Source organism: Vibrio sp. V43_P6S15P86 (genome assembly GCF_009904725.1).
In the GTDB taxonomy this organism is placed as follows: Bacteria; Pseudomonadota; Gammaproteobacteria; order Enterobacterales; family Vibrionaceae; genus Vibrio; species Vibrio diabolicus.
This window is the reverse complement of record NZ_WXWT01000122.1, coordinates 1-11,324: the sequence shown is the minus strand read 5'-3', so window position 1 is coordinate 11,324 and position 11,324 is coordinate 1. Positions and strand designations below refer to the sequence as shown.

Annotated in this window: 13 protein-coding genes; 10 read left to right on the top strand and 3 right to left on the bottom strand. The window is 43.9% G+C overall.

Going from position 1 to position 11,324, the window contains the following annotated elements; genetic code table 11:
* Positions 1-27: 27 nt before the first annotated feature.
* From CAG69_RS05475 to CAG69_RS05440, 8 genes are read left to right on the top strand one after another with little or no spacing between them, the layout of a single operon-like run.
* Positions 28-447, top strand: a complete 420-nt coding sequence (locus tag CAG69_RS05475) for a nuclear transport factor 2 family protein (RefSeq protein ID WP_005390833.1) — start codon at positions 28-30, stop codon at positions 445-447.
* Positions 444-1,169, top strand: a complete 726-nt coding sequence (locus tag CAG69_RS05470) for an SDR family oxidoreductase (protein WP_150918416.1) — start codon at positions 444-446, stop codon at positions 1,167-1,169. Before CAG69_RS05475 ends, CAG69_RS05470 begins: the two co-directional genes overlap by 4 nt.
* Positions 1,170-1,181: 12 nt before the next feature.
* Positions 1,182-2,492, top strand: coding sequence for an NAD(P)/FAD-dependent oxidoreductase (locus CAG69_RS05465; protein ID WP_161443072.1), 1,311 nt, complete (start codon positions 1,182-1,184; stop codon positions 2,490-2,492).
* A gap of 1 nt (position 2,493) precedes the next feature.
* A complete protein-coding gene (locus CAG69_RS05460; RefSeq protein WP_065645363.1) occupies positions 2,494-3,312 on the top strand; it encodes a DUF1365 domain-containing protein in 819 nt (272 codons plus the stop codon).
* Complete coding sequence (locus CAG69_RS05455) at positions 3,306-4,562, top strand: SAM-dependent methyltransferase (RefSeq protein WP_161443071.1); 1,257 nt, start codon at positions 3,306-3,308, stop codon at positions 4,560-4,562. The genes CAG69_RS05460 and CAG69_RS05455 overlap by 7 nt, the downstream gene beginning before the upstream one ends.
* A gap of 6 nt (positions 4,563-4,568) precedes the next feature.
* Positions 4,569-5,081: a DUF2878 domain-containing protein gene (locus tag CAG69_RS05450; protein WP_161443069.1), complete on the top strand. Its 513-nt coding sequence runs from the start codon at positions 4,569-4,571 to the stop codon at positions 5,079-5,081.
* Positions 5,041-5,634, top strand: a complete 594-nt coding sequence (locus tag CAG69_RS05445) for a chalcone isomerase family protein (protein WP_161443067.1) — start codon at positions 5,041-5,043, stop codon at positions 5,632-5,634. Before CAG69_RS05450 ends, CAG69_RS05445 begins: the two co-directional genes overlap by 41 nt.
* On the top strand, positions 5,634-6,167 hold the full coding sequence (locus CAG69_RS05440) for a DUF3833 domain-containing protein (protein WP_443087736.1): 534 nt from the start codon (positions 5,634-5,636) through the stop codon (positions 6,165-6,167). The genes CAG69_RS05445 and CAG69_RS05440 overlap by 1 nt, the downstream gene beginning before the upstream one ends.
* A gap of 116 nt (positions 6,168-6,283) precedes the next feature.
* Here CAG69_RS05440 and purB read toward each other — a convergent pair whose 3' ends face one another.
* The 3 genes from purB to mnmA all read right to left on the bottom strand — a co-directional run bounded on the left by purB (position 6,284) and on the right by mnmA (position 9,554).
* On the bottom strand, positions 6,284-7,654 hold the full coding sequence (purB, locus tag CAG69_RS05435; protein WP_005390853.1) for an adenylosuccinate lyase: 1,371 nt from the start codon (positions 7,652-7,654) through the stop codon (positions 6,284-6,286).
* A 147-nt stretch (positions 7,655-7,801) separates the two neighbouring features.
* Entirely contained in the window at positions 7,802-8,419 is a 618-nt protein-coding gene (hflD, locus tag CAG69_RS05430; RefSeq protein WP_046874772.1) for a high frequency lysogenization protein HflD, read from the bottom strand.
* Positions 8,420-8,429: 10 nt separating this feature from the next.
* Positions 8,430-9,554 carry a tRNA 2-thiouridine(34) synthase MnmA gene (gene mnmA, locus CAG69_RS05425; protein ID WP_005390857.1) on the bottom strand — a complete coding sequence of 375 codons (1,125 nt, stop codon included), beginning with the start codon at positions 9,552-9,554 and terminating at the stop codon, positions 8,430-8,432.
* Between the two features lie 188 nt (positions 9,555-9,742).
* Here mnmA and CAG69_RS05420 point away from each other — a divergent pair, with 188 nt between their 5' ends.
* Together CAG69_RS05420 and CAG69_RS05415 are read left to right on the top strand one after the other, a co-directional pair.
* On the top strand, positions 9,743-10,012 hold the full coding sequence (locus CAG69_RS05420) for a hypothetical protein (RefSeq protein ID WP_005390859.1): 270 nt from the start codon (positions 9,743-9,745) through the stop codon (positions 10,010-10,012).
* A gap of 117 nt (positions 10,013-10,129) precedes the next feature.
* On the top strand, positions 10,130-11,324 hold a 1,195-nt coding region (locus tag CAG69_RS05415; RefSeq protein ID WP_161443065.1), incomplete at its 3' end, for an inosine/guanosine kinase.

The following is an 11,324-nucleotide window of genomic DNA, read 5'->3' as shown; positions in this document are numbered from 1 at the left end:
ACTTGATGGGCATGTAGGAGTAAACACATGGACATACAGTCTGTTGGCAATATCTATCAAAAGCTGAATAAAGCGAACTTACATCTGCTTAAAGACGTATATCACCAAGATGTCGTCTTTGAAGATGCTGCTCATCGTTTAGAGGGGTGGCCTGCACTTTCAGATTACTTCACATCATTATATGCCAACGTCATAAGCTGTGACTTTGTTATCCACGAACATCAACAAGTCGGAGATACGGGCTTCCTAACGTGGACCATGGATCTTCAGCATCCCAAACTTCAAAAAGGTGCACCTATTCTCGTTAATGGTGTGTCGCATCTTAAATTCAGCGAAGGCCAAGTTATTTATCACCGAGATTACTTTGATCTCGGAGAAATGCTTTACGAAAACTTACCTTTACTTGGCTCAGTCGTAAAAACCATCAAGCAGAGGTTAGGACAATGAACAATACTATCTTAATCACTGGCGCTACCTCCGGAATAGGGAAGCAATTGGCTTTAGATTACGCGAACTCTGATTGGAGCGTTATTGCTTGTGGACGAAACAAAGACGTTCTTGCTGAATTGGGGGCTGCTTCTTCTAATATCCATACATTACAGTTTGACGTGACAAACCATGAACAAACTCAGCATGCGCTGTCCAGTTTGCCTTTCACGCCGAGTACCTGGGTTTTTAATGCAGGGGATTGTGAATATATGGACAACGGTGTGGTTGACGCGAAACTCATGGCGCGTGTGATGAATGTAAACGTCGTTGGTGTTGCCAACTGCGTAGAAGGTTGCCAACCACACTTAGATAAAGGGCATCGCATCGTTATCGTGGGTTCTATTGCTTCAGAAGTCGCGTTGCCAAGGGCTGAAGCCTACGGCGCTTCTAAGGCCGCTGTGAGCTACTTTGCTCGCACATTAGCTGTTGATTTGAAGAAGAAGGGCATTCAAGTGGTGACCGTGTTCCCAGGCTTTGTGGAAACCCCGTTAACTGACAAAAATGACTTCGAAATGCCGATGATTATTTCTACGCAGCAAGCCTCGAACTCTATCAGAAAACAGTTGGCTGCCAACAAGACTCACATCTATTTCCCCGCGAGGTTTACCAATATTTTACGTTTTATCTCGTTACTTCCATACAGTTGGCAAGCTCGTCTAACTGCTAAACTCGTATCATAAGAAGGAATAAAAATGAAAACAGTAGGAAGAAAGAAGGTAGCGATTGTGGGAACCGGAATTTCTGGCCTTACGTGTGGTTACTATCTACATAAAGAGCATGATGTCACCGTATTTGAAGCTAACGATTACATTGGCGGGCACACCGCGACGGTGGATGTAAAACTCGATGGTAAAGAATATGCGATTGATACGGGCTTTATTGTTTACAACGATCGCACTTATCCTAATTTCATCAAAATGATGAACGAGATTGGTGTCGAAGGGTTGCCAACCCAGATGAGCTTTAGTGTAAGAAACGACGGCAATGGTTTGGAATATAACGGTCACACCGTGTCGACATTATTTGCTCAAAAGCGTAATTGGGTAAATCCTAAGTTCTATCGTTTTATCTTCGAGATCCTTCGTTTCAACAAACTTGCCAAAAGCGTCGCTAGCAAACAATCGAGTCATTCTCAGACGCTAGGTGAGTTTCTTGATGAGCACAACTTCAGTACTTTCTTTTCAGATAACTACATTTTGCCGATGGGCGCTGCAATTTGGTCTTCGACTTTAGCGGACATGCGCGCATTTCCGCTGATGTTTTTCCTTCGCTTTTTCTTAAATCACGGATTGCTTGATGTTACTAACAGGCCGCAATGGTATGTAATTAAAGGTGGCTCTCGTGAGTACATTCCACCTTTGACTCAAGGTTTTATCGATAAAATTCGACTCAATAGTCCGGTAGAAAAAGTGCTACGTAGTGAGAATGGTGTGGGTTTAAAAGTCAACGGTGAAATGCATTGGTTTGATGATGTCATCTTTGCTTGTCACAGTGATCAAGCGATGAACATGTTAGGTGACATTAGCCCAGTCGAGCAAGAGGTGCTGGGTAATATGGCTTATCAAGCGAATGAAGTGGTGCTTCACACTGATACGAGTTTACTTCCAAAGCGTAAAGCGGCGTGGGCTTCGTGGAACTACCTACTGGAGGGCAGTGAAGACGAACAGCAACGTCTCCCTTCGCTTACTTACAACATGAATATTCTCCAACATGTTCAATCTGAGCACACATTCTGTGTCACGCTAAATAGCACTGAGCAGATCGAACCGAGCAAAGTATTACGGACGTTTACCTATCACCATCCAGTGTTCTCCACCGACTCTATCGCTGCACAGCAACGTAAAGAAGAGGTGCAAGGGCTGAACAATACTTGGTTCTGCGGCGCTTATTGGTACAACGGTTTCCACGAGGATGGCGTTCGCAGCGCATTGGACGTAGTGAAAGGGCTTGAAGAGAAATATCGCGTTCAAACTGCTGTCAACTTAGAAAAAGGTGCAGCGTGATATGGATAGCCAAATGAACAGCCAGTTGTTTGTTGGCAACGTTCGACATCGCAGGTTCACGCCGATAAAACATGAATTGAACTACTCATTGTTTATGCCAGCTATTGACGTCGATGAGCTAAAAAAACTAGAGGAAAAAGTTTGGGGTTTTGGCTCTCGTTGGTGGCATTGGGCACGCTTTAAACGCAGTGACTATGTTGGTGAGGGCTGCTTAAAGGTGGCCGTGCACGACAAAATTGAAGAGTTAACAGGTGTTCGTTGTACCGGCAAAGTCATCGCTGTTTGTCATTTGCGCTATTTAGGACTTTATTTTAGTCCGGTGAATTTCTACTACGTTTATAACAAAGAAGGGGAATGGAAATACCTCTTAGCTGAAGTCAGCAATACACCTTGGAACGAGCGTCATTACTACGCAGTCGCTGCTGAGCAAAACGATGAAAACTTTGGATGGGAACAAGAGAAAGCCTTTCATGTTTCTCCGTTTAATCCAATTGACCAACAGTATCACTGGAAGATTAAACCACTGACGGACAAGTTAAGGATTCATCTTGAATGCCACAAAAGCGAAAAGCACTTTGATGCGACGATGACAATGAAAGCTCAAGTGTTTTCGAGCAAAAGCTTATCGAAGTGTTTGATCGTTACGCCAATACAGACGGTAAAAGTAATGGTTGGTATTTATTGGCACGCATTAAAACTTTGGGTGAAAGGCGCGCCTTTTTATTCTCATCCTAAATATTCAACACACGACGAAATAGAAGCCGACACTAAAAAAACAGACAAAAAAAATAAAAAGCACAAGGAGAATTCTGCATGTTAAATACCAGTTCTATGACATTGCCGCGCAAATTGACGACAACACAAAAGGCGGCTCGCGGAGTTATTTTTCAATGTCTGCAAAAAATGGAAATCGGCTGCTTAACTGTTATTGAAAGCTTTAAGACGGAAACGAAAGAAAGAAGCGAGCGCTTTAATGCGCCCAACGGTGAATACAGCGGTCAGCCTGTTGTGGCGACGATTGAGGTAAAGCATCCTGGCTTTTACTCGCGAATCTTGCAAGGTGGCAGCATTGCGGCGGGTGAGGCTTATATGGATGGTTGGTGGGACAGCCCGGATCTAACCTCGTTAATGAAACTTATGGCTCTCAATATGCGAGCGCTAGATAAACTTGAAGAGAAAGGAAGTTGGCTGACTAAAATACTGTACAAGTTCAGTCATTGGACCAACCGCAATTCTCAAGAGAACTCTCGTAAAAACATTCATGCGCATTACGACTTGGGCAACAATTTGTACGAGTCATTTTTAGACGTCAACATGCTGTACTCATCGGCCTTATATGTGCAAGACAACGATACTTTGGAACAAGCGCAAATCAACAAAATGGATCGTTTGTGCCAGCAACTTGAGCTTCAACCATCCGATCGAGTGATTGAGATCGGTACAGGGTGGGGGGCTATGGCCATTTACATGGCAGAGCAATATGGTTGTCATGTAACGACAACGACGATTTCTGAAGAGCAGCATGCTTACGCTGAACAAAAAATTAGAGAGCGAAATTTGGGCGACAAGATCACTCTATTAAAACAAGACTATCGAGACCTTTCGGGTCACTACGATAAGTTAGTCTCGATAGAAATGATCGAAGCGGTTGGAAAACAATTTTTGCCTTCCTACATCAAGCAATGCCAATCATTACTCAAGCCGGGTGGTTTAATGGCAATTCAAGCCATCACTATCGCTGACCAGCGTTATGATTACTACAGTAACAACGTTGACTTTATCCAGAAATACATCTTTCCAGGTGGGTTCTTACCTTCGGTTACATCTTTAACTCAAGCTGCGACCAAATACAGTGACTTGGTGGTGAGAGACTTATTTGATATTGGTCTGGACTATGCGAAAACCTTGAGCGAGTGGCACTCTAGATTTAATCAAGCTGAAGATCACGTACGCTCTCTCGGTTATGACGACCGCTTTGTCCGCATGTGGCGCTATTACCTGAGCTATTGTGAAGGCGGCTTTTTAGCTCGAAGTATCAGTGCCGTTCACATGACATTCCAGCGACCTTAAACCGTTATGAAGTTGCTGATGGCCTCTACATGGTTCCAGCTCTGTTGGTTCTCTGCAGTGCTTGGGACCTATCAATGGCAGTGGCTAACACTGACCTTAACATTTCTTACTCTTGTCTATTGTTGGAGGACGGACGCTTTTGCCTTGAAGCACATCGCGAGTATCGTTTTGGCGGGTGTAGTGCTCGATACGCTCAATCAACAGTTTTCTGTTTTTGTCTTTCCAACACAATGGCTACCCATTTGGTTGTTGTGCCTTTGGGTTTTGTTCTCTTGGTATGCCTATCAGCTCAAGTCTGTTTTGTACCGTTTCTCAAAAATCTACGTATCAATTGTAGGTGGCGTTGGAGGAACCGTTAGTTACTACGCCGGTTACAAGCTCCAAGTCGTTGAATATGGATTTAATACCAGCGTCACGTTGGTCATTCTATTTGCTGAATGGTTTGCCATGACACTTTTGATACTCAAGGTATACGGATATGAAAAGCTTGAAGAGAGATTTAACCCAGAGGCTGATTAAGGTAGTTGCTTCTCTAGTAGTTATGGGCTCCTTTGCTCTACAAGCTCAGCTAGTGGGAAACAGTGAAAACGCAGATAAGATGTCGAGTTGGAAGGGGTGGAAAACCGTCGGTGAGGCACAACTCACATGGTTCATCTTCGATATATATCAGTCTCGACTAAAAGCACCCGATGGAAAGTTCATTGTAAATGGCGATGTATCACCACACCCTCTGGCATTGGAAATTAACTATCAAAGAGACATCAGCAAGCAGCAGTTGCTTGATGTAACTGATGAGCAATGGGCAAAACTTGGTTTTACTGAATCATATCGAAAAAGTTGGATCAGTGAACTAAACCGTATGTTCCCTGATATAAAAAAAGGGGATGAGCTTACTTACTTAACCGATGGTAAAACTGGTCAGCTTCTTTACCGACAAGCTGGCATTGCACAAATCAAGACAGTCGGCTTCGTTCAAGATGAGCGAATGAACGATGCGTTTTTGTCTATATGGTTGTCACCTAATACAGAGTTCCCAAAACTTCGAAAACAATTAATAGGGCAGGTTAGATAGTGCTTAAACGAATTTTAAAATCAGTCGCCTTGGCCGCTGCGGCCTTACTTTCAGCATGCTCAGCAGATATCGATAATTATCAATCTTCTACACCGACTTTTGATTTATTCGGCTATTTTGAAGGCGATACAAAGGCGTGGGGGATGGTCCAAGATTACACTGAACAACAAACTCGTCGTTTTGAAGTCGACATAGTGGGTACTGTGGAAGGTAACACGTTGACGCTGGTGGAAGACTTTGTGTTTGATAATGGAGAGGTTGACCAGCGAATTTGGGTTATTACCAAATTAGAAGATGGACGCTATGAAGGTAAAGCAGAGGATATTATTGGTGTAGCAACAGGGGCTGAGCAAGGCAATGCGTTGCAGTGGCGGTATGACTTTGAGTTGCAAATGGATGACTCAACAGTAACGGTCGCTTTTGATGATTGGCTTTATCGTCAGGACGAGAAGCATGTTTTCAACCTCACCAAAATTAAAAAGTTTGGTATAGAGGTCGGGATAATAACCTTATTCTTCCAAAAACAGCCATAGTAGTTGGGGGATTTATCCTCTTGCATTACTACCAAATAACCGAAATTATTTCTTCCTAACTAAAAAGGTTGACGCTTTCACGTCAACCTTTTCAATTGCAGATCATCAAGGTGTGATTACAGCTTATCTGTCAGCTCAACCGCTTGACCAATGTAGTTCGCTGGCGTCATCTCTTTCAGACGTGCTTTCTCGTGTTCTGGAAGCTCAAGACCGTCGATGAAGTTGCGCATTGCTTCGCCGTCTACACGCTTACCACGAGTTAGCTCTTTTAGCTTCTCGTATGGCTTCTCGATGCCGTAACGACGCATTACTGTTTGTACTGGCTCTGCTAGTACTTCCCAGTTTTTATCTAGTTCAGCAAGAAGTGCTTCACGGTTTACTTCTAGCTTGCTGATACCTTTTAGCGTAGAAGTGTAAGCGATAATAGCGTAGCCAACACCAACACCAAGGTTACGTAGAACCGTTGAGTCAGTTAGGTCACGTTGCCAACGAGAGATAGGCAGCTTTTGTGCTAGGTGGCCGAATACAGCGTTCGCAAGACCTAGGTTACCTTCTGAGTTTTCAAAGTCGATTGGGTTAACTTTGTGAGGCATTGTTGAAGAACCGATCTCACCAGCAATAGTTTTTTGCTTAAAGTGGCCTAGTGCAATGTAACCCCAAACGTCACGGTCGAAGTCAATCAGGATAGTGTTGAAACGAGCGATAGCGTCGAACAGCTCAGCGATGTAATCGTGTGGTTCGATTTGAGTTGTGTAAGGGTTCCAAGTTACGCCTAGAGACTCAGTGATGAACTCTTCAGAGAACTTATGCCAATCTAGCTCTGGGTAAGCAGAAAGGTGTGCGTTGTAGTTACCTACTGCACCGTTGATTTTCGCTAGGATCTCAACGTTTTCGATTTGCTTGAATTGACGCTCCATACGGTACGCCACGTTTGCCATTTCTTTACCCATTGTAGATGGAGAAGCAGGCTGGCCGTGTGTACGAGATAGAAGAGGAATGTCGCGGTATTCAACTGCGAGTGCTTTGATAGCGTCAATTAGGTTACGGATTTCTGGAAGAATCACTTGCTCACGTGCTTCTTTTAGCATTAACGCATGAGAGGTGTTATTGATGTCTTCAGAAGTACATGCAAAGTGGAAGAACTCATTAACAGCGTGCAGTTCAGGAACGTCTGCTACTTTCTCTTTTAAGAAGTACTCAACCGCTTTAACGTCGTGGTTAGTTGTACGCTCGATTTCTTTAATACGGCGTGCATCTTCTTCAGAGAAGTTAGCAGCAAGGTCGTCTAGGAATTGGTTAGCTTCTGCGCTGAATGCTGGCACTTCTGCAATTTCAGCAGTAGCCGCTAGCTTCTGTAGCCAACGAATTTCTACGATAGTACGGTATTTTAGTAGACCGTACTCGCTGAAAATTTCGCGTAACGCAATCGTCTTACTTCCGTAACGGCCGTCTACTGGTGAAACAGCAGTCAATGCTGACAGTTCCATGATGTTCTCCTGAATTGGGTTTCTAAATTTCGTGAGCGTTATACCAATAACTGTGGCAATTGTCACGAATATTGCGCAAACGTTTGCGCGGGATTTGTTTTATTCGAAAAAAAGTAGCTCGCGATAAACGCGAGCTAGCAGAGTATTCTACATTCTGGCTAACAGGATTTGAGCCTGTTCGACCATTTTCTTTCGGCCAAAAATTAGATGACGACGTTTACCGCCTACTTGGCGCCACAGAACAGCACTACGAATGCCAGATAGCAGTAGAGCACGGACTTTGTGTTGGCTGGCCGTTTGTTGCAGTACAGAAGGCGTGCCTGTTACTTGAATGCGTGGTCCTATAGGGCTAACAACATCCAAGTAGATGCTTGCTAAATTGCTGATCATTTGATCATCTAGCAGTTCAAAATGCTCTGACTGGCGCTTGGCCATCTGGATACGGTCACCAAGCTGGGACATGGCATCGTTGCGAGCGCTTAACTTACGTTCTAGCGCCATTAAGCTAATGATGTAACGAGTGATCTCACTGCCTGATGGGGTGCTATCAATCCCTTTAACCAGACACTCCAGACCGAGCTTTAGATCGGCTTCGCGACCGAATACGCCAACGGTGTTAGCAGGGTTTGTGTTCAAAATAGCGTTGATTGATGTTTCAAAAGCATCTTGATCACAATGCCCGTTTCTCGCAACTTGTTGAACCAAAGCGACAGCTTGGCAAATACCAGCGAAAGCGATAGTACGGTCATAAAGTGTATTCGCCACGTAACGACTCCTAAGCCTGAGAATATTTAATGCGTTGCTCGATGATGCCGCCACCTAGACATACGTCATCTTTATAAAACACTGCTGATTGACCAGGCGTCACTGCAATTTGTGGTTCATCAAAGATCACTTTAATGTTTTCATCATCGATCGGGATGATTGTACAAGGAATATCTTCCTGACGGTAACGAGTTTTCACTGTGCACTTCATAACATCGCGAATTGGCTCACGATCTACCCAGTGAAGTTGTGACGCAAGTAGACCTTCTGATTTTAGCATCGGGTGGTCTTTACCTTGGACTGCGATTAGCACGTTACGCTCTAGGTCTTTTTCACCAACAAACCACGGCTCTTCGTTACCACCGCCGCCTTTACGGCCACCGATGTGTAGACCTTTACGCTGACCTAGTGTGTGGTACATCAAACCTTGGTGTTGACCGATCACTTCGCCTTCTGGCGTTTCGATATTACCAGGCTGAGCAGGGAGGTAACGACCGAGAAAGTCGGTAAATTTACGCTCACCGATGAAACAAATACCTGTCGAGTCTTTCTTCTTCGCTGTTACTAAACCTTGCTCTTCCGCAATACGGCGTACTTCAGGTTTCTCTAAATCACCAACAGGGAAGAGGCTACGGCCAATTTGTTCGTGGCTTAGTGTATATAGAAAGTAGCTCTGGTCTTTGTTGCCATCTAGGCCACGCAACATCGCTGGTTTCTCACCGTTATCCGGGAAAGAGCGACGTACGTAGTGACCCATTGCAATGTAGTCAGCATCAAGCACTTCATCAGCGAATTCTAGGAACGCTTTGAACTTGATTTCTTTGTTACAAAGAATGTCAGGGTTCGGTGTACGACCCGCTTTGTATTCAGCAAGGAAGTACTCAAATACGTTATCCCAGTATTCGGCAGCAAAGTTGATGGTGTGTAGATGAATGCCTAGCTTGTCACATACTGCCTGAGCATCAGCAAGATCTTCTGCTGCTGTACAATATTCTTCGTTGTCATCTTCTTCCCAGTTCTTCATGAACAGGCCTTCTACTTGGTAGCCTTGTTGCTTGAGAAGATACGCAGAAACAGATGAATCAACGCCGCCGGACATACCGACGATGACTTTCTTTTGGCTGTTATCAGACATTACTAAACACCACTTAAATAAACGGGATGCAGATTCTATCAGAATCCACAGACCGGTGACAGATCCGAGACCGAAATCACAATTCGTTTCGCTGCATTTTTCTTCAACAGAAATTCGAACGGACAATTTCGCAAGTATAGAAGAGGTATATATGGCATAGTTGGCAAAAATCCAAGAGGAAAGTCCAAATGACCGAAGAAAACCAGTTTATGCAAGAAGCCGAGTTGATTGAAATTGTTGAAAACCAACTTGAGGACGGCAATCCATTAAAAGTTAAAGAGACGCTAATGCGCTTAATGATGACAGGGACACCTAGAGAAGAAGCGGTTGCAATGATGGCATGTGCCATGTCGATTGAAATTTTCGATGTGATGAAAAATGAAGGTGAGTTCAACCTAAAGCGTTACTGCGAGCACCTTGAGCAACTGCCAGATCTAAGTTTTATGGAAGGTGAATAAGGAGTCTAGAAGAAAAAAGTGGCTAGCAAACGTTTGCTATAATTGCTTTTATTGCCGCTTTATTATTAGCGGTATAGAATCCGTTCTCCTTTTCATCCCCTTACTCAGACTGACAATATGAAATTTCCTGGACAACGCAAATCGAAGCACTATTTTCCTGTTCATGCTCGTGACCCGCTGGTGAGCCAAGCACAAGAAAGCAAGAAGATGACGCGCACTCACATCATTGGTATTGACCAAACTTTGGTTGATATTGAAGCTAAAGTTACAACGGATGTGATTGAAAAGTACGGTCTGAGTAAAGGTCACTCTTTGGTTATTGATGACGAAAGAGCAGAAGAGTTGTACCAGCAACTTAAAGAAGAGAACTTAATTACCAATGAGTATGCGGGTGGCACAATTGGTAACACGCTACACAACTACTCTGTGCTAGCAGATGATCGCTCTACGCTGCTTGGAGTGATGAGCCAGGATATCAAAATTGGCAGCTATGGCTACCGTTACCTTTGTAATACATCAAGCCGCATGGACTTGAACTATCTACAAGGTGTTGATGGCGCTATCGGTCGTTGTTTCGCTCTTATCACTGAAGATGGTGAACGTACTTTTGCGATCAGTGAAGGGCAAATGAACCAACTGCATCCTGATAGTATTCCAGAAAAAATCTTTAAAAATGCATCGGCGCTTGTACTAACGTCATATTTAGTACGTTGTAAAGAAGGCGACCCAATGCCTGAAGCAACAATGAAAGCGATTGAGTACGCGAAAAAGAATGATGTGCCCGTTGTTCTGACTCTTGGGACGAAGTTCGTTATTCAAGATGACCCGAAATATTGGCAAGAATTCATTCGAGATAACGTTTCAGTCGTTGCGATGAATGAAGATGAAGCAGAAGCACTGACGGGTGAGTCAGACCCACTTGCTGCATCTGATAAAACACTGGAGTGGGCAGATCTAGTATTGTGCACCGCGGGGCCTGTAGGCCTATTTATGGCGGGTTATACGGAAGACAGCGCGAAGCGCGAAACTTCCTTACCATTACTTCCGGGGTCAATCGCTGAATTTAATCGCTATGAATTTAGTCGTCCGGCGAAAAAAGATACATGTGAAACACCAATAAAAGTTTACTCACATATCTCGCCATATATGGGTGGTCCAGAAAAAATCAAGAATACCAATGGTGCAGGTGATGCTGCGTTATCTGCTGTTCTTCATGATATGGCGGCAAACAAATACCATAAAGAAAATGTGCCTAATTCAAGCAAGCACAGTAACGAATATTTAACTTACTCTTCTTTTTCTCAAGTATGTA